This window comes from Fundidesulfovibrio sp. YSD1, from assembly GCF_055397115.1.
Genome location: NZ_AP043666.1, coordinates 1,994,936 through 2,017,970, shown reverse-complemented (window position 1 = coordinate 2,017,970; position 23,035 = coordinate 1,994,936). Strand labels below are relative to the sequence as shown.

Genomic DNA, 23,035 nt, shown 5'->3' with positions numbered 1-23,035 from the left:
TACCTGCCGTCTACTGCTGGATCTTCCTGTACTTGCAGGTCTTCACCGGGCAGGCCAGGTGCTCGCCGTAGCGCTTGGACTGCTTCCTCACCAGGAGGGGAGAGTCGCACTCGGGGCACTTCTCCTCCACGGGCCAGTCCCACACGGCCATGTCGCACTGCGGGTACTTGGAACAGGAGTAGAAGAGCTTGCCGTAGCGCGAACTCTTCTCCACCAGTTCGCCGTCGCAGCCCTCGCGCGGGCATTTCACGCCCGTGGAGAAGGGCCGGGTGAACTTGCACTTGGGGTAGCCCGAGCAGGCGATGAACCGGCTGCCCGTGCGCGCCTTCTTGAGGTGCAGGTCCTTGCCGCACTGGGGGCAGACGCCCACCACCTCGGGCGGGGCCTCGGCGGGCTTTTCCGCGAACTGGTACTTGCCGTCCGCGTCGCGGGTGAAGTTCGAGGTGGACTTGCACTCGGGGTAGCCCGAGCAGGCCAGGAATTCGCCGGTGCGCCCGAACTTCACGAGCATGGGCTTGCCGCACTTGGGGCAGGCCAGGCCGGAGTCGATGACCTGCTTCTCCATCTCCTTGGAGGCCTTTTCCAGGGCCTGGTTGAACCCGCCCGCGAAGTCGGCCAGCAGGGCGTGCCAGTCCTTGCGGCCGTCGGCCACCTGGTCGAGGGCTTCCTCCATCCCGGCGGTGAAGCCCACGTCCATGATGGTCTGGAAGTGCTCGGAGAGCTGGTCGGACACGGTGACGCCGAGCTCCGTGGGGGCGAAGTGCTTCTCCTCCAGGCGGGCGTAGTCGCGGTCCAGCAGGGTGGAGATGATGGCCGCGTAGGTGGAGGGCCGCCCGATGCCCTTCTCCTCGAGTTCGCGCACGAGGGAGGCTTCGGTGTAGCGCGGGGGCGGCTGGGTGAACTTCTGCTCCTTGCGGATCTCCTGGAGCTTGAGCTCCTGGCCTTTTTCCAGCGGCGGCAGGGCCTTCTTGGCGGATTCGCTCTCCTCCTCGGCGTCCTGGCCGTAGACCTTGAGAAAGCCCGGGAAGAGCAGGCGCTCGCCCTTGGCCTTGAAGAGCGCGCGCCCGCACTCGATCTCGGCGGCCGTGTCCCAGAAGCGGGCGGCGGCCATCTGGGAGGCCACGAAGCGCTCCCAGATGAGCTTGTAGACCATGAACTGGTCCTTGGGCAGAAGCCCGGCCACGTCCTTGGGGGTGACGTTCACGTCGATGGGGCGGATGGCTTCGTGCGCGTCCTGGGCCCCGGCCTTGGCCTTGAAGACGCGGGCCTTCTCGGGATAGAAATCTTGGCCGAGCTGCTCCACGATGTAGGCCTTGGCCGCGTCGCGGGCCTCGTCGGCGATGCGCGTGGAGTCGGTACGCATGTAGGTGATGAGCGCGGCCGTGCCCCGGTCGCCCAGGTCCACGCCCTCGTAGAGCTTCTGGGCCGCGCCCATGGTCTTCTTGGCCGGGTAGCCCAGGCGCTGGTTGGCGGCCTGCTGGAGCGTGGAGGTGATGAAGGGCGGGGGAGGGGTCTTCTTGCGCTCCTTCTCGGCCACGGCGGCCACCGTGAAGGCCTTGCCCGTGAGCTCGTCGGCCAGGGCCTGGGCCGCCTCGGCGCTGCCGATGTGGGCCTTCTTGCCGTTGAGCTTGGCGAGCTCCGCCTCGAAGGGCGGTGGCGTCTTGGCCTCCAGGCGGGCGCGGAAGAGCCAGTACTCCTCCGGCTTGAAGGCCAGGCGCTCCTTCTCGCGGTCCACCACCATCTTGAGCGCCACGGACTGCACGCGCCCGGCGCTGATGCCCTTGCGCACCTTGCGCCACAGAAGCGGGGAAATCTTGTAGCCCACCAGCCTGTCCAGGATGCGCCTGGCCTGCTGGGACTCGAAGAGCTTGCCGTTGATCTCGCGCGGGTGCTCGAGCGCCTCGCGCACGGCCTTGGCCGTGATCTCGTTGAACTGGATGCGCCCGATGTTCGGGTTGGTGTCCTTGAGGATCTCGGCTATGTGCCAGGCAATGGCCTCGCCCTCGCGGTCCGGGTCGGGCGCGAGGTAGACGGTGCCTGCCTTGGAGGCGGCCTTGGTCAGCTGGTCCACGACCTTCTGCTTCCCCGGGATTACGCCGTACTGGGGCTCGAAGCCGTTGGCCTCGTCCACGCCCAGCTTCTTCTGGGGCAGGTCGCGCACGTGGCCCACCGAAGCCTCGACGTAATATTTGTCACCGAGGAACTTCTTGATGGTCTTTACCTTGGCCGGGGACTCGACAATAATAAGGTCTTTCGCCATGACAGGGCGGCTATAGCCATCGTCAACCGGTTAGGCAAGGGGTTGGGTAAGGCAATCCTTGACCGGAACGGTGTGATCACCTTATTATTTCAGAGATTTCTTTCTCTCCAAAGAGCGCTGACACGCTCACAACGGGGTGCAATCATGATAACAAAGGTCAAAATGTCGAGTTTTGGGCCTATCAGGGAATTAATTTGGGAAAACCTTAGTGGGATTAACCTCATTATTGGACCGAATGGGTCTGGAAAGAGCTTTTTTCTTAAGGCATTGTACTGTACTGTTAAGGCTATTGAAGAGGTTGGCCGTGGCGATGAAAGGCGGGGATTTAGTGAAATACTGAGTGACAGGTTGTATTGGACATTCCAACAAGATAAGATTGGAGACATTGTAAACAAGGCTGTTGGTAATTTGTCGCTCGACCTTGTTGTGGATGGCTGCTCGGTGAAGTATGAATTCGGGAAAGAAGCGGCAAAGAACATACGCGCCATGATTCCCCAGGATGTGCGGAGGAATTCAAATTCAATTTTTCTTCCAGCCAAGGAGGTTCTTTCAATTCATCATATTATTAAAAAATCAAGAGAGCAAGATAGTGTTTTTGGGTTTGATGATACCTATCTAGACCTGGTGAGGGCGCTTGAAATTAAGCCGCAAATTGGAAAGAATTTTAAAGAGTTCTCAAATTCCAGAAAGAAATTGGAGTCTTTGCTTGGAGGGCGGGTGTATTATGAACATGGAGAAAGCCGGTGGTACTTCAAAGAAAAACGTTTTAAGTACTCGATGGGCACGACTGCAGAAGGAGTTAGGAAGATCGCGATACTGGATACACTTCTCGGAAATAGATACATCACGCCGAGTTCGATTGTTTTCATAGATGAGCCAGAGTCCGCGTTGCATCCAGCTGCGCTAACGCAATTGCTTGATATCATACATCAGCTGTCTTTGAGCGGGATTCAGTTCTTTGTCGCGAGCCATTCCTATTTTGTGATCAAAAAATTATTGGTTCTCGCACTCAAGCATGGCATTTCGATTCCAGTGAGGTCGTATTGTAGCAATGAATGGACTGATCACGATCTTCGAGAAGGAATGCCAGACAATTCTATAGTGGATGAGTCTGTATCACTTTATGAGCAAGAAGTCGAGGTGGCGCTAAAATGAGTGCTGGATGCCTTGTTCACTCTGAAATGGATTTTAGCCCGTGTAGCAAGCATCCGATGTTTGACATCGAGGCTGCTGTTAAAGATGTTTTTAAAAAATCTACGCCTCGCTCTGTAGAGTTTGTATATTTTGATGAGGGCAAGAAAGAGCTTCGGTTTGTGGAGGCAAAAAGATCAGGGCCACGGATGGACTCTGGGGGAGATGCAGATAAGTATTTAAATAAGCTAGTCGAAAAAATAATAAGCAGCATTTTGTTTGTTGTGGGCATGAATGTAGAAAGGAATGATGCGCACCATAGTTTGCCAAGTGTAATGCTTGACATGGATGTGTCGGAAATAAAAATTATTTTCATAGTAGTAATTAAGACACACGAAAAAGAGTGGTTGGAGGATGTGAGTAGGCTTCTGTCAAGGAGGCTTGCCTCGTATTTTACAGCCTTCAATATTAATGCAAAGTGCCAATATGTAATTAACGAGGATATGGCCCGACACTTGGGCGTTGTCGCCTAGTCGATCTGCCAAGTCACCCTTTCCCCAGGAGAAATATGCACCGCTTCGGCCAAGTGGCCCTGATCGGACCGCCCAACGCGGGCAAGTCCACGCTTTTGAACGCACTTCTGGGCCAGAAGCTGGCAATCGTCAGCCCCAAGCCCCAGACCACGCGCAACCAGCTCGCGGGTATTCTCAACACCGGCGACGCCCAGATCGTGCTCATCGACACGCCCGGCGTGCACATCCCGCGCGGCTCGCGCCTGAACAGCCGTCTGGTGGAAGCGGCCTGGCACGCGCTGGCCCAGGCCCAGGCCATCGTCATCGTGCTGGACAGCCAGTTCTACTCGAAAAAGCCCGGCATCCTGGAGAAGGACATCCAGCTGCTCTCGCGGCCCGTGGAGCGCGCCGGGCTGCCCGTGATCGTGGCGCTGAACAAGATCGACGCCCTGCCCGACCAGAGGGCCATGCTGCCCGTGATGGCGCGCCTCGGCGAGGCCTGGCCCGGGGCCGAGATCGTGCCCGTGTCCGCGGCCAAGTCCCGCAATCTGGACGCCCTGACCCAGGTGATGGCCAAATACCTGCCCGAGGGAAGCGCGCTCTACCCCGAGGACCAGCTCTCCACCGCGCCCATGCGCTTTTTGGCAGCGGAGATCATCCGCGAGAAGCTCTTCCTGGCCCTGACCCAGGAGCTGCCCTACAACACGGCCGTGGTCATCGAGCACTGGGAGGAGACGGACAAGGGCGCGCGCGTGAACGCCGTGATCTACGTCTCGCGGGACCGCCACAAGGGCATGGTCATCGGCAAGGGCGGCAAGGTGCTCAAGGACGTGGGCACCAAGGCGCGCATGGACCTGATGGAGCTCACCGGGGGGCCGGTGCACCTTGAGCTCTTCGTCAAGGTGCGCGAGGACTGGACCGAGGACGAGTTCTTCCTGAACGAGCTCGGCGAGGAGCACGGATCCTGAACGAAGCCGAGCCGTTCCCGTCACCGGACCGTCGCTTGCCAAGCGTGTGAAACCGCGCTACCAAGCCCGTCCACCGATTTTGACATATCCCGCATTCAGCGGACCACATAGGAGGCCGTCGATGTCCACGCCCAAGCTCAAGCTGGGGATACCCAAGGGGTCTTTGCAGGAAGCCACGATCAAGCTGTTCGAGAAATCCGGCTGGAAGATCAAGGAGCATCACCGCAACTACTTCCCTGAGATCGACGACGACGAGATCACCTGCTCCATGTGCCGCGCCCAGGAGATGAGCCGCTACGTGGAGTCCGGCCTGCTGGACTGCGGGCTCACCGGCAAGGACTGGATCCTCGAGAACCAGTCCGACGTGGTGGTGGTCACGGACCTGATCTACTCCAAGGTCAGCTCGCGCCCGGCGCGCTGGGTGCTGGCCGTGGCCGGGGATTCCCCCTTCAGGCGCCCCGAGGACCTGAACGGCAAGCGCATCGCCACCGAGCTGGTGGGCTACACCAAGCGCTACTTCGAGCAGGCCGGGGTCAAGGTGGACGTGGAGTTCTCCTGGGGCGCCACCGAGGCCAAGGTGGTCGAGGGCCTTGCCGACGCCATCGTGGAGGTCACCGAGACGGGCACCACCATCAAGGCCCACGGCCTGCGCATCATCGCCGAGGTGCTGGTGACCAACACCCAGTTCATCGCCAACAAGGCCGCCTGGGAAGACCCCTGGAAGCGCCGCAAGATCGAGAACATGATCATGCTGCTCCAGGGCGCGCTCAAGGCCGAGAAGCTGGTGGGGCTCAAGATGAACGTGCCCGGCTCGGCCAAGGAGCGCGTGCTGGCGGAGCTGCCCAGCCTCACCTCGCCCACCGTGGCCAACCTGCTCGACTCCGACTGGCTCTCGGTGGAGATCGTGGTGGGCGAGGCCGTGGTGCGCGACCTGATCCCCAAGCTCAAGGAAGCCGGGGCCGAGGGGATCATCGAGTATTCGCTGAACAAGGTCGTGTAACGGCGAAACGCCGCAGGCCGTGTTTTTTCGAGGCCCCTGGAGCGCCAAGCGCTCCCGGGGCCTCGCCTTTTTTGCGCGGCGGAAAAATCGTTAAAAATTTGCCTCGCGACCCCTTGCGCGCGGGGAGAGCGTGGTTACCTTGTATTTTACGAGCGGACGGACAGCGGACAGGACCCAACCCGAAGAAGGAGGGATCGCACAGAACCGCATCCGCCGCCGGCCGAAAGGCCACGGTGAGCCGGGCGGAGAACACCCCCGTGGGACAGCGGACAAAAGGGCCGCACCCCATGATGCCGGCGGACAGACACGCCGGACCGCCCGGCCCGGTATCGGCAGGCACAGGATTCAGTCAACCGGGCAACCAACCTTCAAACGGGGCGACGACTGCCCCGGATGAAACGGGAAAAAGGCCACCGGAAGAACGGCGCACAGCCGGACCCGGCAAGGTCGGCGGGACAGCAAACCGCCCCCGAAGGTTATTCGGAAAGGCACTGGACGAGGGCAAACCGGTAAAATAACCAAAAAGCTTCTGGCATGCGCATCATGCGCTGGCCCTTTCGGCCCCCCTCCGCTCGCGGGAGGGGGGCTTCTATTTCAGCCTTCCGGCAGGCTCCGGCGGGGCGCCCGTTGCATCAGCCGTGATTCGTGGTATGGTCGTCGCCTGCTTCCCGGACAGGAAGGGAAGCGGGCCTCCTCCCGGCGGGGGGCGGCAAAACGCTTCACGGACGACTCCATGACACCTGCGATCCCATCCCTGTTCGTCTCTCACGGAGCCCCCACGCTGTTTCTGGAGCCCGGCCCCACCCACGGCTTCCTCGCCGGGCTCGGCGGCAGCCTCCCCAGACCGGACGCCATAGTGTGCGTGTCCGCGCACTGGAACACCCGCATGCCCATGGTGACCCTCTCGACGTCGCCCTCCACCATCCACGACTTTTACGGCTTCCCGGAGGAGCTCTACCGCGTCCGCTACCCGGCCCCGGGCTCGGCCGCGCTGGCCGGGCGCGTGCTGGAGCTCCTCGACCTCGCGGGCATCGAGGCGGGGGCGGACGCCTCTCGGGGGCTCGACCACGGGGCGTGGGTCCCGCTCGGGCTCATGTACCCCGGGGCGGACATCCCGGTGGTGCAGCTCTCGGTGCAGCCGGGCATGCACGCCTCCCGCCACCTGGCCGCAGGGCAGGCCCTCGCCCCATTGGCGCGGGAAGGCGTGCTGGTCATCGGCAGCGGCGGCGCCACGCACAACCTGGCCGAGGCGCGCTTCGACGCGGGGGGCTCCAACCCTCCGGAATACGCCGTTTCGTTCGACTCCTGGCTCAAGGGGGCCGTGCTCGGCGGCCGAAGCCGGGAGGTGGCCGGGTATCTCGAATACGCGCCCCACCCGTCGCGCAACCACCCCACCCCGGAACATTTCCTGCCGCTCCTGGCCCCCTTGGGCATGGGCGGCAGGGCCAGCCTCGTCCATGAAGCGTTCTCCTACGGGGTGCTCTCCATGGCGGCCTTCCGCTGGGACAATTAGGGAGCAGATCCATGAAAACAGACGCCATCCGCGACCGCGCCGCCGGGGCGCTCATGGGCGCCTTCATCGGCGACGCCCTGGGCCTCGGCCCGCACTGGTACTACGACCTGGACGAGCTGCGCCGCGACTACGGCCCCTGGATAACCGGCTACACCGACCCCAGGCCCGGGCGCTACCACCACGGGCTCAAGGCGGGCCAGCAGTCCCAGGCCGGGTTCATCCTGGAGTTGACCGCGCGCTCGCTGGCCGAGCGCGGCGGCTATGACCAGGAGGACTTCTGCCGCCGCCTGGACCAGGACCTCTTTCCCCAACTCGACGGCACCCCCGTGAGCGGCCCCGGCAACTACACCAGCCAGTCCATCCGCGAGGCGTGGCGCAGGCGCGTGGAGCTGGGGCTCGGCTGGGACGCCACCGGGGGGCACGCCGACACCACCGAGGCCATCGAGCGCGCCCTGGCCATCGCCGTGCGCTACGCCCTGGACATGCCGGGGCTGGCCCGGCACGTGGCCCGCAACACCGCGCTGACCCAGGGCGACGACCTGGTGGCCTCGCTCACCGTGGCCTGGTGCGCCGTGCTGGCCATGCTGGTGCGCGGACACCGGCTGGACGGGGCGCTCTCGGGCAGGCTCATGCACATGGTGCACGAAGGCTCGCTGCCCTTCCACGCCGTGACCAGGGACGACCTGCAGCCGCCGCGCCCCGGCGACCCGGACCCGCCGCGCGCCGGGCGCTTCGCCTCGCCCGACGCCCTGCTCTCGCCCTCCTACATGGCGCGGGCCGCGCTCGACCCGGACATCCGCATCGAACCGGCCTGGAAGGTGTCGCTGGTCTACGGCATGCCCTGCGCCATCTACCACCAGCTCCCGGCCGCCTACTACCTGGCGGCCCGCTTCAGCGGCGACTTCGAGTCGGCGGTGCTCCACTCGGTCAACGGCGGCGGCCAGAACCAGGCCAGGACCATCCTCACTGGCGCGCTCACCGGCGCGCAGACCGGGCTCTCGGGCATCCCGGCCCGCTTCCTCGACGGCCTCGAGAGGCGCGGCGAGCTGCTTGAACTGGCCGGCACGCTGGCGCGCCAAGCCACGGGGGAGTAGAGGGGGTTCCTGCGCCGCCCCCCTCCTTCGCATCTCGCGTTAAATCGAGCGGATAGCCCAACTGGCCTAGTTACATTTTTGTCAACGAAATCCGCCTTTTCGCCTTGAAGCATCCTCCCGTTTGCTGTTACACTCCCAAACTGATTACCTGATTCCGCCAAGCGAAACATTCGACCTTACATGGAGGACAACCATGGCGGTGTTCAAGTGCAAGAACGCTGACGACGTGCTCAAGGCAGTGAAGGACTACAACGTCTCCTTCGTCCAGTTCTGGTTCATCGACATCCTGGGCATGCTCAAGAGCTTCCAGATCGCCCCGCGCGAGCTGGAGGCCGCCTTCGACGAGGGAATGGGCTTTGACGGCTCCTCCATCACCGGGTTCACCAAGATCCACGAATCCGACATGGTGGCCTTCCCCGACCCCACCACCTTCCAGCTGGTGGCCTGGCGCCCCAGCGACCGCCCCGTGGCGCGCCTGTTCTGCGACGTGCGCAACCCCGACGGCACCCCCTTCGCGGCCGACTCGCGCTACGTGCTCAAGCGCATGCTGCGCAAGGCCGCCGACCTTGGCTACACCTTCTACGTGGGCCCGGAGCTGGAGTTCTTCCTCTTCGCCAACAACTCCGAGCCGCGCATCCTGGACAGGGGCGGCTACTTCGACGCACCGCCCTTGGACCTGGCCAACGATGTGCGCCGCGACATCATCTTCGCCCTGGAGTCCATGGGCATCGGCGTGGAGTACTCGCACCACGAGGTGGCCCCGTCCCAGCACGAGATCGACCTGCGCTACAACGAGGCCCTGGCCATGGCCGACACGGCCATCACCTACCGCGTGGTGGTGAAGGAAGTGGCCCGCAAGCACGGCTGCTACGCCTCGTTCATGCCCAAGCCGCTGTTCGGCGAGAACGGCTCGGGCATGCACGTGCACCAGTCGCTGTTCAAGGGTTCGAAAAACGCCTTCTACGACGCCTCGTCGCCCAACCACCTCTCCACGGACGCCCAGGCCTACATCGCGGGGCTGCTCAAGCACGCGCCCGAGTTCACCCTGGTCACCAACCAGTGGGTGAACTCCTACAAGCGCCTGGTGCCAGGCTACGAGGCCCCGGTGTACATCGCCTGGGCGCAGCGCAACCGCTCGGCGCTGATTCGCGTGCCCATGTACAAGCCCGGCAAGGAGGCCGCCACCCGCATCGAGCTGCGCTCGCCCGACCCGGCGGCCAACCCCTACCTGGCCTTCGCCGTGATGCTGGGCGCTGGCCTCAAGGGCATCCAGGACGGCTACAAGCTGGCCAAGCCCGTGGAGGACAACATCTTCCACATGAGCGAGCGCGACATGAAGAAGCACGGCATCTCCTCGCTGCCCGGCAGCCTGCACGAGGCCGTGCTGAACCTGGAGAAGTCCACGCTCATGAGGGAAGTCCTGGGCGACCACTTGCACAACGCCCTGGTGGAGTACAAGTACGACGAGTGGGACCGCTACCGCATGCAGATCACCGAGTACGAGATCGAAAAGTACCTGCCGGTGCTGTAACAAGAACAAGACGAACCGGAGAGGGAGCCGCCCTCTCCGGACCTCTCCCGCCAGGGAACTTCGTTCCCTGGACCCGTTATAGCTTCGCGGGTTTCACCCCCTGCCCTGAAATATGGCCGGCCTTCCGGCTGGAAGCTCGCTTTCAGCCGGAAGGCCGGCCTCTTTTCATGCAACCGGTGATCGACGCGAAGCTATTGCCGGGGTCTGGGGGGAGGCACTGCCCCCGGCGGGTCCGGGCGGAGCCCGGCGGGTGCAGGGCGGAGCCCTGCCGGGGCGCTGCCCCGCGCCCCGCTTTCGTCCTGCATCCTCCCGCTTGCACTTCACGCGCTTCCGGGTATCCTCCGCGGCACCAATAAAAGCCCGGAGGAGCCATGATCGCCAGCCAGCGCCAGCTTTTCGGCGTGCCCGAGGATATCGCCTACTTCAACTGCGCCTACACCTCGCCCCTGCCCGAGCCCGTGCTCGAAGCCGGGCGCGCGGCCCTGGAGCTCACGCGCGCCCCCTGGCGGATGACCTCCGACGCCTTCTTCGAATACCTTGAGGACGCGCGCGGGGCTTTCGCCGCGCTGCTGGGCAGCGATGCAGACGGCGTGGCCGTGACCCCGGCCGTGTCCTACGCCATGGCCGTGGCCGCGAAAAACATCCCCCTGGCCGAGGACAAACACGTGCTCGTGCTGGACGAGCAGTTCCCCTCCAACGTCTATTCCTGGCTGAAGATGGCCCCCGGCCGCGTGCGCGCCGTGCCCCGCCCGGCCGAAGGGACCTGGAGCGACGCCGTGATTTCCCACATCGGCGGGGACGTGGGCCTGGTGGCCCTGCCGCACTGCCACTGGGTGGACGGCACGGTGTTCGACCTGGCGGCCGTGCGCGCCGCCTGCGACAGCGTGGGCGCTCGCCTGGTGGTGGACGCCACGCAGTCGCTCGGGGCCATGCCGTTCGATTTCGCGGCCGTGCGCCCGGACCTCTTGGCCGTGTCCGGCCACAAGTGGCTGCTCGGCCCCTACGGCGTGGGCTTCTGCTACGTGAGCGAGGCGCTGCGCGAGGGCGAGCCCCTGGAGGAGAACTGGCTCAACCGCGAGGGCAGCGAGGACTTCTCGCGCCTGACGGAGTACCGCGACGCCTACCGCCCGGGGGCGCGCCGCTACGACGTGGGCGAGGCCAGCAACTTCGTGCTCATGCCCATGGCCGCCGCCGCGCTCAGGCTGGTGGCCTCGTGGGGCGTGGCCGAGATCGCGGCCACGCTGGCGGGCGTCACGCGCAAGCTGGCGCTCACGGGCCAGGCCTTCGGGCTTTCGCCCACCCCGGCGGCCGAGCGCGCCCCGCACATGATCGGGCTCAGGCTGCCGCACGGCCCGGCCAAGGGCGTGGCCCAGGCCATGGCCAGGGAGAACGTGTTCCTGAGCGCGCGCGGCGGCACGCTGCGCGTGGCCCCGCACCTGCACGTGGACGCGGGCGACATGGACCGCTTCGCCAACGCCCTGGCACGCGGGCTCTCCACCTGAAAAGGGCGCGGCCCTGGCTTTCGTCCGGACCATGGGTTAGGAAGGAGCGCATGACCAGACCGTCCGTCCCCTTCTTCGACTTGCGGCCCCTGCACGGCCCCGGGCGCGAGGACATCCTCTCGGCCGTGGCCCGGGTGGCCGATGCGGGAAGCTACATGTCCGAGGCCGAGGTCTCGGCTTTCGAGGTCGAGTTCGCGGCCTATTGCGGTGTGTGCGATTGCGTGGCTGCGGGCTCGGGCACCGACGCCCTGGGGCTCGTGCTGGCGGGCATGGGGGCCGGGCGGCCGGACCTCGTGCTGGCCGCGCCCACGGCCTCGCCCGTGGTGGCCGACGCCGTGCTCCAGGCCGGGCCGAGGCTCGGCTTCGTGGACGCGGACCCGGCCACGGGCCTTCTGGACCTGCAAAAGCTGGAGGACAGGCTCAAGGCCACGGACCTCCTTCGGCCCTTGGCCGTGGTCGCCACGCACCTGTGCGGCCTTGTCGGCGACATGGACGGACTTTTGGGGTTGGCCGCGAAGCACGAGTTCATCGTCATCGAGGACGCCCGCCAGGCCCACGGGTCTCTCCACAAGGGGCGCAAGGCGGGCAGCTTCGGGTTCGCGGCGGCCTTCAGCTTCTCGCCCGAGAAGAACCTGGCCGCCCTGGGCCAGGCCGGGGCCGTGACCACCTGCGACCAGCAACTGGCCAGGGCCGTGCGCCAGGTGCGCGACCAGGGCCTGGCCGTGGGCTTTTCGGGCCGGGTGGAGATGGCCGATTCCCAGATGGACGCGGTGCAGGCCGCGGTGCTGCGCTTGCGGCTCCCCGCCCTGGATGAAGCCAACGAGCGCCGCAGGGCCGTGGCCGCCGCCTACGACAAGGCCTTCGCGGGCACGGGCTTCACCGAGCCCCAGCCGGTGCCGATGCACTGCCTGCCCAACAGGCACCTCTACGCCATCCGCGTGCCCGACCGCGAGGACATGCGCGCCTACCTGGACGACCAGGGCGTGTGCACCGGCGTGCACTATCCCGTGCCCCTGCACCTGCACCCGAGGTTCAGGCGGCTGGGTTTCGGGCGCGGGGACTTCCCCGGGGCCGAGGAGTACGCCAGGATGAGCCTCTCCCTGCCCGTGCACCCGGGCCTGACCGAAGGCCAGATCGCCCACGTGATCGACTGCGTGCGCGATTTCGGCGGGTCCATGCGCTGAAGAAGTAACCTTCCCCCGCCCGGGGCCGCGTCCTTCCTGAAGGCGGACGGACCTTTCCCCGGCCGGGCAGGGACGCCTCCAAACGCCTCAAGACCGCCCGTGCGGCGGCCCGGCCGGTGGCGCCGGGTATTGCGAGAATCCGTCATGAAACCGAGGCACGTCCTGCTGGCCCTCGTCGTCACCGCGCTCTGGGGCGCGAACTTCGTCGTCATCCGCGTGGGGCTCGATTCCTTCCCGCCGCTTCTCCTGGCCGCGCTGCGCTTCGTGCTGGCCGCGCTGCCCGTGCTCTTCCTGCCGAAACCGGACATCTCCTGGCCCAGGATGATCGGGCTCGGGCTCGCGTGGTTCGTGGGCCAGTTCAGCCTGCTCTTTCTGGGCATGGCCGTGGGCATGCCGCCTGGCGTGGCCTCGGTGGTGCTCCAGTCGCAGGTGTTCTTCTCCATCCTCATCGCGGCCCTGGTGCTGGGCGAGAAGCCGGGCTGGCGGCAGGCCGCGGGCACGTGCGTGGCCCTGGCAGGGCTCGCGCTCATCGGGCTCACGGCCGGAAGCGGCGGGGTGAGCGCGGCCGGTTTCGCCCTGCTCATCGCGGCCGCGCTGTGCTGGGCCTTCGGCAACATCCTCATGCGCGGGGCGGGCAAGGCGGACATGCTGCCCCTTATCGCCTGGCTCTCCATCATCCCGCCGCTGCCGCTCTTCGCGCTATCCTACATGTTCGAGGGCCCGGAGCGCATAGCCTGGGCCATGACCCACATGAACGCCTCGGGAGTGGCGGCCGTGGTCTACCTCACCGTGTTCGCCACGTTCATCGGCTACGGCGGCTGGGGCAAGCTCCTGAAAATCTACCCAGCCGGGACCGTGGCCCCGTTCTCGCTCCTGATCCCGGTTTTCGGGGCCACCTGCGCCTACCTGGCCCTGGGCGAGACCTTCGGCCCGCGCAGGCTCGCGGGCATGGGGCTCATCCTCCTGGGGCTCGCGGTGGTGGTGCTGCCGCCCCTGCGGGCGCTCAAGGCGCGCGCCTTGCGCAGGGGCTGAGCGCGGGCCATGCGCGTCTTCATCCCCTCGGCCAGCGGCAAGGGCGCTCACGGCCAGGACGAGCGCTTCAGGACGGTCGCGGCCCAGTGGCGAAGCCTTGGGCACGAGCTCGTGTTCACGGCCGAGGCCGGGGATGCGGAAAAAGGCGGGGACGGACGAAGCCCCGGCGCATCCGGGCTCGCCGAGCGCCTGGCGCGCCTGCTCGCGCCTTGGCTGCCGAAGCGCGTGGACGCGGTCTATTCCCCTTCGGATTCGCCCCGCGACGTGCTCGCGGCGGTGTTGGCCAGGGCGGCCAACCCCGGGGCCGGGCTCATGGTCCGCCTGGGTCCGGCGGGGGAGGGCGCTTCCGGATTCGCGGGGCTTCGCGCCAGGGCCTCGCGGGCCGTGTGCGTGTGGCTGGCGCGCCTTGGGGAAGGGCGCATCCTCGCTTCAACTCCGCGCGAACGCGTCGAGGCGCTTAAACTGGGCGCGCCCACGGGCTCGGTGAGCGTGGCCGCTCCGGGCCTGGACGCGGCGTTCTTCGAGGGCGCGCGGCCCATGGCCGCCACGCCGCGCTACGACGCGGTCTTCCCGGCCGGGCCGTACACGCCGGAAGAGGTCGCGCGCATGGCGGCGGTCTGGCGGATGGTCTGCGAGGCGGATTCCCAGGCGCGGCTCGGCGTCGTGGCCTGGGGAGCGCGGGACGACCCGGCCGGTCTGGCCCGGGCCGCCGCGGGCGCGCACGGCCTGGGGGCCTGCGTGGAGTTCGCGGGCGTGCTTTCGGAGGAGGAGCGCGCCCGGGTGCTGGCGAGGGCCGGTTGCCTGTGCCTGCCATCCCGGGACTGGGGCTTCACGCGCCACGCCCTGGAGGCCATGGCCTGCGGCACGCCCGTGGCGGGCTTCGGGTTCGAGGGTGGAGAGGAGTTCTTCCCCGGCGGCATGGCCGTGGCCCAGGCAGGGGGCGTGGACCGGCTCGCCCGGGTGGTGCTGGAGCTCGAGGCGGACCCTTCCCGGCGAAGCTTTCTTTCGGCCGAGGCCCGCCTGGTGGCGGCCCGGCACGACTGGGCCGAGGTAGCCCGCCGGGAGCTTGAGCTTATCGGAAAGCGACCGGAAATCTGAAAGGCGCAACTTTCCTGGATTACACCTGTTTCAAGGGCGAGACCCGTGGGAGAACCCTGGGTCGTAGAGCTTGGAGCGGGTTTCGGACTTGAACCCCGGCAGCACCAGGAACACGGTCTGCCTGGTGAGCCCGCGCTCGCGCACCAGCCGCGCGAAATCCCCCACCGTGGAGAGGTGCAGCTCCTCCTCGGGCCAGCCCACGCGGTGGGCCACGGCCACGCAGATGCCCGGCCCGTGCCCGGCCGCGAGGAGCTCGTCGCGCACGGCCTCGGGGGAGGCCGCGCTCAGGTACACGGCCATGGCGCTGCCGTGCCGGGCAAGCTCCCGGAGCCTTTCGGCCTCGGGCACCGGGGTGCGCCCTGCCAGGCGCGTGAGAATGAGCGTCTGGGTCACTTCCGGCGCGGTGGCCGAGACCTTGAGCGCGGCGGCGGCAGCAGCCGCAGCCGTCACCCCGGGCACCACGGCGTACTCCACCCCTTCGGCCTCCAGGAGCCTGGCCTGCTCGGCAACCGTGCCGTAGAGGGCCGGGTCCCCGGCCTGGAGCCTGGCCACGCGCCCGCCGCGCCTGACGGTCTCCATGATGGCCGCGTGGGTCTCTTCCAGGGTCAGCGCGGAGCTGTCCAGCAGTTCGGCCCCGGGCTTGGCCAGGTCCGTGACGGCCTTGGGAGTGAGCGACCCGGGGAAGATCACCAGGTCCGCCATGGAGATCAGCCGCGCGGCCTTGAGCGTGAGAAGCTCGGGGTCGCCCGGGCCCGCGCCCACGAAATGCACTCTCGGAGTCATTGTCTTGCGGCCTCCCCCGGCCCCTGGGAGAGCTTGTTGAAGGTCCAGGTCAGGGCCACGGCGTAGAGCGCGGAGCCGATGCCCAGGAGCGTGTCGAAGTACGGCGGCGCGGCCAGGGCCAGGCGGATGCCCAGCGTGGCCAGGGCGTAGCCCGAGTTGCGGAACACCGCCAGGTAACCCGGGATGAACCGCTGGGAGAGAAGCACCAGGAGGATGTCCGCGAATACGAGCACGGTGTAGAAGGTGTCGAAGAAGTTGAAGGTGTGCCTGCCGGTCAGGCCCTCCCAGATGGCCACGGAGCCGAGCGCGGCGAACACGGCCAGCAGGATGAGCGCCACGATCTTCTTGGAGGCGATGAACGAGTAGCGCGCCTGGGGCGAGCGGGCCATCTTGCGCTGCGGCTGCTGGAGCCGGTCGTAGAGGCCCAGGAGGCCGAAGATGACGAGCGCCCCGGCCCCGTCCGAGACGATGTGCAGGATCGGGGTCCAGTCGTTGGTGAGGTGGATGGGCTCGGGCAGGTTCACGAGCTCCTTGAAGGAGTTGCGCAAAAGGATCAGCGAGAGGATCTCGAACTGCTTGCCCATGGCCTTGGAGAACGAGCAGGGCAGGATCAGGATGAGCCCGATCACCTCCAGGATCAGCACCAGGGTGAAGGCCACGCTCACGGCGTGGAAGTGGTTGTCCGGGGTGAAGTGCGCGAAGGGCTCGGGCAGGAGGCCCCGCCGCTTGAGTTCGATGCCCGCCAGGGAGAGCAGGAAGATGATCACCAGCGAGCCGGAGATGGTCCGCTCGGTCCTGGGGTTCTCCCAGAAGCGGACCATGGGCTCGAAGATGTTGGTGGCGATTTCGTAAACGGGCTGCATGTCGGCGGGGATAGCACGTTCAGGCGGGTTTGTCCGCCGTTATGACGAAAACCGGGTTGCAGGCAGCCAGGCGCACGTCACCGCCAAGCGGCGAGGACTGCGCGGCCTGGATCTGCGCGACGCGGGCGGGCCAGCCGAGGGAGGCGAAGAGCTCGAGGGCCCTGGCGCACGAGCCCAGGAGCACGGTGTTGGCCACCACGCGCCCGCCGGGCTTCAGCCTGCGGCAGGCCTCGGACAGCGCGCCCGGGCCCGAGCCCAGCGAGCCGCCCAAAAAGACGCGGTCCGGGTCGGGCAGGCCCAGGAAGGCCTCCGGGGCCTCGCCCTTCACGGCCTTGAGCTGCCAGGCCCCGAAGCGCCTCGCGTTCTCCTTGACCATGCGGTGGCGCTCCGGGTCGCGCTCCACGGCGAAGATCCGGCCCGTGGGCAGGAGCGCGCAGGCCTCGATGCCCACGGACCCGCACCCGGCCCCCACGTCCCAGAGCGTGAGCCCGCCCGTGAGCGAAAGCGCGGCCAGGCTCGCCGCGCGCACGGGCCACTTGGTGATCAGTTCGCCGGACTTCTCGTAGTCCTCGTCCGGAGCGCCGAGCACGGGGCGCCGGGCGGGCGGGCGCGAAAGCTCCGCCACCACGATGTTCAGGGCCGAGAACTCGCCCCGCGCGGCCTGGGCCGGGGCGAGCGCGGTCACGCGCTCGGCGGGCGAGCCCAGGTCCTCGGCCACGTGGAGCACCGCGTCGTCCAGGCCGTGCTCGAGAAGGAGCCTGGCCACGGCGTCCGGGGAGTTCGTCTGGTCGGTGTACACGGCCACCCTGCCCGAGGCGTTGAGCGCGGCCAGCACGGGCCAGGTGTCGGCCCGGCCGTGCAGGGAGACCACGGGCAGGCCGTCCCAGGGCATGCCCAGGCGCGCGCAGGCCGCCTGCACGGCCGTGACCCCCGGGGAGAAGCACAGGGCGCGGGCCCCGAAGCGCTCGACGAGGCGCGAGCCGATGCCGAAGAAGAGCGGGTCCCCGTCGGCGAGCACGGCCACGCGCTTGCCCTCGTCCCTGGCCTTGGCCACGGCGTCCAGGAAGCCCTCCAGGGGCGAGCCGATCACCAGGCGCTCGCCCGGCAGGTGCGCGAAGCGCTCGAGCAGCCGCGCCCCCCCGGCCAGCACGCCAGCCGCCATGAGCCGCTCCATCTCGGAGCGGCTGAGGCTCTCGCCCATGCCGAGCCCGATGACCTCGATCGCGGGAAGGTCCCTGGTGGTGTCGCCGCCGTTCATCCTAGCCGCCTTTACTTGGCTTTTGCCTGCCGGTATGCTCGCCGTGCCGCGAGGGCCGGACGCCTTCGCCCAAATCAAACAAAAGGACGCGCCATGATCAAGCACATCGTCATGTGGACCCTGAAAGACGAGGCCCTGGGCAAGACCAAGTCCGAGAACCGGGCCGCCATGAAAGCCATGCTCGAGTCCCTGCCCGCCAAGATCCCCGGCCTGGCCGTGGAGCTGGAGGCCGTGACCGACGGGCTGTTCGAGTCCGTGCCCGCCACGGACATCGCCCTCTACACGGTGTTCCGCTCCAAGGAGGACCTCAAGGCCTACGCCGTGCACCCCGAGCACCAGAAGGTGGTGGAGTTCATCAAGTCCGTGGCCGCCGAGCGCCGGGTCATCGACTACGAGGTGTAGGCCTCGGCCAAAACCCCGGATTCGAATCCGAAACACACGATTTCGATGCGCGGCCCGCTTCCGGCAAAGGAGCGGGCCGCCTCCACGGCCCTTTGCGCCGTGAGCGCCGCCAGGCGGGCCTGCACGGCCGCGTCCGATAGTATCTCCAGCACGTGGCGGGCCGTGTTGGCCCGGGCGATCATTTCCCGGGCGTCCTCGTCCGCCCCCGCCTTTCCGGCCAGGTCCGCCAGCATGGCGAAGTCCGTGGGCTCGCTTCTGGCGTGGGTGTAGCCCAGGCCCTGGGCCATCTTCACCAGCTTGCCGAAATAGCAGCCCCAGACGATCTCCGGAAATCCCAGCTCCGCAGCCTTGCGCGTGGCGTGGGCGAAGAAGTCCGCGCCCTGCACGAAGGCCGTCTCGGGCAGGTCCGGGTATCTGGCCATGAGCGCGCGCTCGCTGCGCCTGCCCGTGGAGATGGCGGCCGTGGCCACGCCCGCGGCGCGGGCCACCTCCAGGCCCGAATCGATGGTGGCCTTCCAGGCCTCGTGGCTGAAGGGCTTGACGATGCCCTGGGTGCCCAGGATGGAAATGCCGCCCTTGATGCCCAGGCGCGCGTTCAGGGTGTTTTTGGCGATGGCCTCGCCGTTCTCCACCTCCACCACCAGGCGCACCGGACCGGGCGAGCCGCTCGTTTCCAAGGCCTCACGCGCCGCCGCCTCTATCTGGGCGCGCGGTGCGGGGTTGATGGCGGCCTCTCCCACGGCCACGGGCAGCCCGGGCAAGGTGACGACCCCCACGCCCCGGCCCCCCTCGATCACGACCTCCGGCGCGCCCGGCCCTCCCGGAAGAACCAGGCAGCCGATGCGCGCGCGGTGCGTGGCGTCCGGGTCGTCCCCGGCGTCCTTGACCACCACGGCGAACGCGCCTCCGCGCTCGAACCGGGCGGACTCCACGGGCACCTTCAGCCGCCCGCCGCCCTCTCCGGGCAGGGGGATGTCCACTCCGGCCGGGGCCTCGCCGGCAAGGGCCAGGGTCAGCGCGGCCTTGGCCGCGGCGGCCGCCGCGGAGCCCGTGGTGAAGCCCTGGCGCAGTCCGCCGCGCCCGGAGCGCCGCGTCATTGGGCCGTGGCCTGGCGGGCCATGGAGGCCACGAAGTTTCGCGCCAGGTCCGGGTTGGAGGCAAAATGCAGGTGCACGTAGCTGCCCAGGGTGTTGCCCGAGAGAAAACCCTCGGGCGTCCCGAGCGGCCCCTTGCGCCCCGAGAGCGCGTAGGCGGCCGGAACGTCCGGCAAGGCGTCCAGGAAGGAGTAGTGGAACTCGTGGCCCCGGGCCAGGGTCCCGGCCGGGCCGAGAGGTGTCTCGAGGAGCATGCGCGCCTCGCGGTAGCCCAGGGCCGCGAAGCGCTCGCCCATGCGCGCCGTGCAGGGGAACACGCCCGCCATCTGCCGTATCCGGCCGTCCTGGCCGTGGAAGGCGCGCATCAGGGCCATGAACCCGCCGCACTCGGCGTACACGGGCCTGCCCGAGGCGCAGAACGCGCGGATGTCCGCGAGCATGGAGGCGTTGGCCGCAAGCTCCGAAGCGTTGAGCTCCGGGTAGCCGCCAGGCAGGTAGAGCCCGTCCAGATTTTCGGGCAGGCGCGCGTCCCCCACGGGCGAAAAGAACACGAGCCTGGCCCCGGCCGCCTCAAGCAGGCGCAGGTTCTCGGCGTAGGTGAAGCAGAACGCCCTGTCGCGGGCCACGCCCAGGCGCACGTAGGCTTCGGGCGCGGGCTCCCCGGGAGGGGGCTGCACCACGAGTCCTGGCAGGGCGTCCAGCAGGGCGTCCAGGGCGATGCCCGATTCCACCCAGTCGGCCAATCTCGCGGCCCAGCCCTCGCCCGCGTCCAGGTCCTGGGCCGTGGTCAGGCCCAGGTGCCGGGGCGGCACGGCCAGAGACTCGTCTCGCGGCAGCATTCCGAGCACCGGAAGTCCCGCCTGGGCCATGGCCTCGCCAAGAATCTCGCGGTGGCCGGGCCCTCCCACGCGGTTGAAGACCACCCCTGCCAGGCGCAGTTCCGGGTCGAAGCGGGCGAAGCCCTGGGCCAGGGCGGCGGCGCTGCGGCCCATGCCCGAGGCGTCCGCCACCAGGAGCGCGGGCACGCCCAGCAGCTTGGCCAGGTGCGCCGCGCTGCCGCGCTCGGAAGTCCCGCCAGCGCCGTCGAAGAGCCCCATGGCCCCCTCGATCACGGCCGCGTCCGCGCCGAAGGCGTGGCGGGCCAGGATGGCGCGGTTGGCCTCGGCCGGGAGCATCCAGGAGTCAAGGTTGTGGCTCTGCCTGCCGCAGGCGAGCTCGTGCAGGCCGGGGTCGATGAAGTCCGGCCCGGTCTTGAAGGGCTGGCAGGCCACGCCGCGCCTGGTGAGCGCGGCCAGAAGGCCCAGGGTCACCGAGGTCTTGCCGCAGCCCGAACGCGTGCCGGAGATGAGCAGGCTCTTGGTCATGGTGCGGCGATGATAGAAGAACGCGGACGCGGGGACAACCCCGCGCCCGCGAAGGCCGGTTTTGGCCCGGCCGTCCTATTTTCCGGTGAGCTTCTTGGCGTTCTCGGCCACGTAGCGGCCCTGCCACCTGGCCCCGTCCAGCTCGATCTTCGAGGGCGTGCGCGAGCCGTCGGCCCCGGCGATGGTGCTCGCGCCGTAGGGCGAGCAGCCCTTCACCTCCTCCACGCCCATCTGCTCCTGGAAGGCGTATGGCAGCCCGGCCACGATCATGCCCAGGTGCAGGAGCGTGACGTGGAAGGTCAGGATGGTCGATTCCTGGCCGCCGTGCTGCGTGGCCGAGCAGGTGAACACCGAGCCCAGCTTGCCCACCAGCGCGCCCTGCGTCCAGAGCCTGACGGTGGAGTCCATGAACTGGCGCATCTGGCCGCACATGTTGCCGAAGCGGGTGGGGGTGCCGAAGATGATGGCGTCGGCCCCGGCCAGGTCGTCCACGGTGCACACGGGCACGCCCGCCTGGGCCTTCACGCTCTCGAGCGCGCCCATCTTGGCGAGCACGTCCTCGGGAAGGGTTTCGGGCACGCGCTTGAGCAGGGGCACGGCCCCGGGGACCTGGGACACGCCCTCGGCCACGGCCTTGGCCATGGCGTGGATGTGCCCGTACATGCTGTAGTATGCGATCAGGACGTTCATGCGTTCCTCCAGCGGCGGGGATGAATTGCCCCGAGTATAACCATCTGAAGAAAAAAAGGGCAAGGCGCGCGCCCGCTCAGGCGGACATGTCCGCCAGGAAGGCCGCCGCGCAGGCCGGGCAGAGGTGCGTGCCCGAAGCGTCCCTGATCACCTCCAGGGCCTCCCCGGGCGTCACCGGGTCGCGGTAGGGCCGCTGGCTGGTGAGCGAGTGGAACACGTCGCCCACGGCGATGACGCGCGCGAAAAGCGGGATGGATTCGCCTTCGAGCCCGTGCGGGTAGCCCGAGCCGTCGAACTTCTCGTGATGGTGCAGGATGGCCGGGATGAGGCGGTCCATGCTGGTGATGGGGCTCAGGATGTCCGCTCCGATCACGGGGTGGCGCTTGATGGCCTCGAACTCCTCGGCTGTCAGGCGGCCGGGCTTGAGCAGGATGTCGTCGCGGATGCCGATCTTGCCGATGTCGTGCAGCCTGCCGGCCAGGGTGAGCCGCTCCATGTCCGCCGCGCCCAGGCCCATGCGCGCCCCGATGCGCGCCGAGATGGCGGCCACGGCGTCGGAGTGGCCCCGGGTGTAGTTGTCGCGGGCCTCCAGGGCCTGGATCAGGCTCGAAATGCTGGCCAGGAGCGAGTCGCGTTCGGCCAGCAGGAGCTTCTTCTCCTTGAGGATCAGGCGCACGTGGTCCGAAAGGAGCCTTTCGGCCAGGATCACCAGCTGCTCGGGGTGGAAGGGCTTTATCAGGTAGGCCGAGGCCCCGTGCTGGACCATTTCGCGCATGGCGCGCCGGTCGTTCTCCGAGCTCATGGCCACGAAGGGCACGTCCGCCATGCGCTCCATCCCGCGCACGGCCTCGCAGAAGGCCGCGCCGCCCATGACCGGCATGTTGATGTCCGAGAGGATGATGTCCGGGGTGTGGGCGGCCAGAATCTCCAGGGCCTGCCTGCCGTTTCCGGCGGCCATGACCCGGAAGCCCGCTTGCTCCAGGCTCTCGCCCAGGGTGTCGCGCACCAGGCGGGAGTCGTCCACCAGGAGCAGCACGCGACCCTTGACGAGCGAGGAGCGGCTCAGCACCTCGAGCACCCTGGGGATAAGCTCGGAGCTGGCGCGCTGCTTGACCACGTAGGCCGACGCGCCCACGCTGAAACCCTTGTTGATGGCGGTGTCGGAGTCGCAGGTGCTCAGGATGATCACCGGCACGGAGCGCGTGGCCGGGTGCTTCTTGAGCTTGCCGCACAAGGTGAAGCCGTCCATGCCGGGCATCTCCACGTCGGAGATGACCAGGTCCACGGGCAGGGACACGGCGCGCTCGAAGCCCTCGCGGCCGTTCTCGGCCGTGACCACGGACGCGCCCAACTCCGCGAGCTTGCGCTGGAGGGTGGCCCTGACGCTTCGGCTGTCGTCCACGACGAGGACGGTGGGACTGGTCATCGTACTTCCGGGGTGCAGGCCCTGTTCCCAGCCGGCGAGCCACGCTGGCGTCATCCGGCCAGGCGCAAGGTCGTACAGCCCTGCGGAAAAAGCAACGCGTTATTTCGCTCGGTCCCCGTGTTCGCGCGGACATCCCCCGAGGTGGTTGACGCACCCGGCGCGCGGGCGTAGATCGCGAAGCGTATCGCCGAGTTCCGCCATGGGCGGAAGCGGGGGAACCACCGGAGCGCCGCCAGGCTCTCCAGGGGCGTATCGCGTAAGCGTAGGGCACCTTTCGGCCCGAGCCCGTCAGCTAACCTCGCAGGCGTCGAAGGGAGACCTCCGGACAGG

20 protein-coding genes and 1 riboswitch are annotated in these 23,035 nt (G+C 67.6%); of the genes, 12 read left to right on the top strand and 8 right to left on the bottom strand.

Annotated elements, in window-relative coordinates; genetic code table 11:
* Window positions 1-10: 10 nt before the first annotated feature.
* The gene (gene topA, locus ACZ5V4_RS09385) at window positions 11-2,260 is read right to left on the bottom strand and encodes a type I DNA topoisomerase (RefSeq protein WP_464314589.1); all 2,250 of its coding nucleotides are present in this window, start codon (window positions 2,258-2,260) and stop codon (window positions 11-13) included.
* Between the two features lie 144 nt (window positions 2,261-2,404).
* Here topA and ACZ5V4_RS09380 point away from each other — a divergent pair, with 144 nt between their 5' ends.
* The 11 genes from ACZ5V4_RS09380 (at window position 2,405) to ACZ5V4_RS09330 (ending at window position 14,825) form a co-directional block, all read left to right on the top strand.
* Complete coding sequence (locus ACZ5V4_RS09380; protein ID WP_464314588.1) at window positions 2,405-3,415, top strand: AAA family ATPase; 1,011 nt, start codon at window positions 2,405-2,407, stop codon at window positions 3,413-3,415.
* Between the two features lie 56 nt (window positions 3,416-3,471).
* A complete protein-coding gene (locus ACZ5V4_RS09375; RefSeq protein WP_464314587.1) occupies window positions 3,472-3,924 on the top strand; it encodes a P-loop NTPase family protein in 453 nt (150 codons plus the stop codon).
* Window positions 3,925-3,959: 35 nt separating this feature from the next.
* Window positions 3,960-4,871 (top strand): GTPase Era, encoded by a 912-nt coding sequence (gene era, locus ACZ5V4_RS09370; protein ID WP_464314586.1) that lies wholly within the window; start codon window positions 3,960-3,962, stop codon window positions 4,869-4,871.
* 121 nt (window positions 4,872-4,992) lie between these two features.
* A complete protein-coding gene (gene hisG / locus ACZ5V4_RS09365; protein ID WP_464314585.1) occupies window positions 4,993-5,871 on the top strand; it encodes an ATP phosphoribosyltransferase in 879 nt (292 codons plus the stop codon).
* A 733-nt stretch (window positions 5,872-6,604) separates the two neighbouring features.
* Window positions 6,605-7,384 (top strand): DODA-type extradiol aromatic ring-opening family dioxygenase, encoded by a 780-nt coding sequence (locus tag ACZ5V4_RS09360; RefSeq protein WP_464314584.1) that lies wholly within the window; start codon window positions 6,605-6,607, stop codon window positions 7,382-7,384.
* Between the two features lie 11 nt (window positions 7,385-7,395).
* On the top strand, window positions 7,396-8,478 hold the full coding sequence (locus tag ACZ5V4_RS09355) for an ADP-ribosylglycohydrolase family protein (protein WP_464314583.1): 1,083 nt from the start codon (window positions 7,396-7,398) through the stop codon (window positions 8,476-8,478).
* A 193-nt stretch (window positions 8,479-8,671) separates the two neighbouring features.
* Window positions 8,672-10,009 carry a glutamine synthetase family protein gene (locus ACZ5V4_RS09350; RefSeq protein WP_464314582.1) on the top strand — a complete coding sequence of 446 codons (1,338 nt, stop codon included), beginning with the start codon at window positions 8,672-8,674 and terminating at the stop codon, window positions 10,007-10,009.
* A gap of 371 nt (window positions 10,010-10,380) precedes the next feature.
* Entirely contained in the window at window positions 10,381-11,511 is a 1,131-nt protein-coding gene (locus ACZ5V4_RS09345; protein ID WP_464314581.1) for an aminotransferase class V-fold PLP-dependent enzyme, read from the top strand.
* Between the two features lie 50 nt (window positions 11,512-11,561).
* Window positions 11,562-12,695, top strand: a complete 1,134-nt coding sequence (locus ACZ5V4_RS09340) for a DegT/DnrJ/EryC1/StrS family aminotransferase (protein ID WP_464314580.1) — start codon at window positions 11,562-11,564, stop codon at window positions 12,693-12,695.
* Window positions 12,696-12,839: 144 nt separating this feature from the next.
* A complete protein-coding gene (locus ACZ5V4_RS09335; RefSeq protein ID WP_464314579.1) occupies window positions 12,840-13,727 on the top strand; it encodes an EamA family transporter in 888 nt (295 codons plus the stop codon).
* A 9-nt stretch (window positions 13,728-13,736) separates the two neighbouring features.
* On the top strand, window positions 13,737-14,825 hold the full coding sequence (locus tag ACZ5V4_RS09330) for a glycosyltransferase (RefSeq protein WP_464314578.1): 1,089 nt from the start codon (window positions 13,737-13,739) through the stop codon (window positions 14,823-14,825).
* A gap of 30 nt (window positions 14,826-14,855) precedes the next feature.
* Here ACZ5V4_RS09330 and cobM read toward each other — a convergent pair whose 3' ends face one another.
* The 3 genes from cobM to cbiE are packed head-to-tail and all read right to left on the bottom strand — an operon-like array spanning window position 14,856 to window position 17,729.
* Entirely contained in the window at window positions 14,856-15,608 is a 753-nt protein-coding gene (gene cobM, locus ACZ5V4_RS09325; RefSeq protein ID WP_464314577.1) for a precorrin-4 C(11)-methyltransferase, read from the bottom strand.
* Entirely contained in the window at window positions 15,605-16,471 is an 867-nt protein-coding gene (locus ACZ5V4_RS09320) for a hypothetical protein (protein WP_464314576.1), read from the bottom strand. The genes cobM and ACZ5V4_RS09320 overlap by 4 nt, the downstream gene beginning before the upstream one ends.
* A gap of 19 nt (window positions 16,472-16,490) precedes the next feature.
* Window positions 16,491-17,729, bottom strand: a complete 1,239-nt coding sequence (gene cbiE / locus ACZ5V4_RS09315; RefSeq protein WP_464314575.1) for a precorrin-6y C5,15-methyltransferase (decarboxylating) subunit CbiE — start codon at window positions 17,727-17,729, stop codon at window positions 16,491-16,493.
* A 93-nt stretch (window positions 17,730-17,822) separates the two neighbouring features.
* Between cbiE and ACZ5V4_RS09310 the strand changes: the two genes are divergently transcribed.
* Complete coding sequence (locus ACZ5V4_RS09310; protein ID WP_464314574.1) at window positions 17,823-18,131, top strand: Dabb family protein; 309 nt, start codon at window positions 17,823-17,825, stop codon at window positions 18,129-18,131.
* Here the strand turns inward: ACZ5V4_RS09310 and cbiD are convergent.
* From cbiD to ACZ5V4_RS09290, 4 genes are all read right to left on the bottom strand, one after another.
* Complete coding sequence (gene cbiD / locus ACZ5V4_RS09305) at window positions 18,119-19,228, bottom strand: cobalt-precorrin-5B (C(1))-methyltransferase CbiD (RefSeq protein WP_464314573.1); 1,110 nt, start codon at window positions 19,226-19,228, stop codon at window positions 18,119-18,121. The two genes, ACZ5V4_RS09310 and cbiD, sit on opposite strands and share 13 nt — an antisense overlap.
* The gene (locus tag ACZ5V4_RS09300; protein ID WP_464314572.1) at window positions 19,225-20,589 is read right to left on the bottom strand and encodes a cobyrinate a,c-diamide synthase; all 1,365 of its coding nucleotides are present in this window, start codon (window positions 20,587-20,589) and stop codon (window positions 19,225-19,227) included. Before ACZ5V4_RS09300 ends, cbiD begins: the two co-directional genes overlap by 4 nt.
* Before the next feature lie 75 nt (window positions 20,590-20,664).
* A complete protein-coding gene (gene wrbA, locus ACZ5V4_RS09295; protein WP_464314571.1) occupies window positions 20,665-21,279 on the bottom strand; it encodes an NAD(P)H:quinone oxidoreductase in 615 nt (204 codons plus the stop codon).
* Window positions 21,280-21,355: 76 nt separating this feature from the next.
* Window positions 21,356-22,705: a response regulator gene (locus ACZ5V4_RS09290; protein ID WP_464314570.1), complete on the bottom strand. Its 1,350-nt coding sequence runs from the start codon at window positions 22,703-22,705 to the stop codon at window positions 21,356-21,358.
* Window positions 22,706-22,880: 175 nt separating this feature from the next.
* Window positions 22,881-23,027, top strand: a riboswitch (cyclic di-AMP (ydaO/yuaA leader).
* Window positions 23,028-23,035 lie beyond the last annotated feature (8 nt).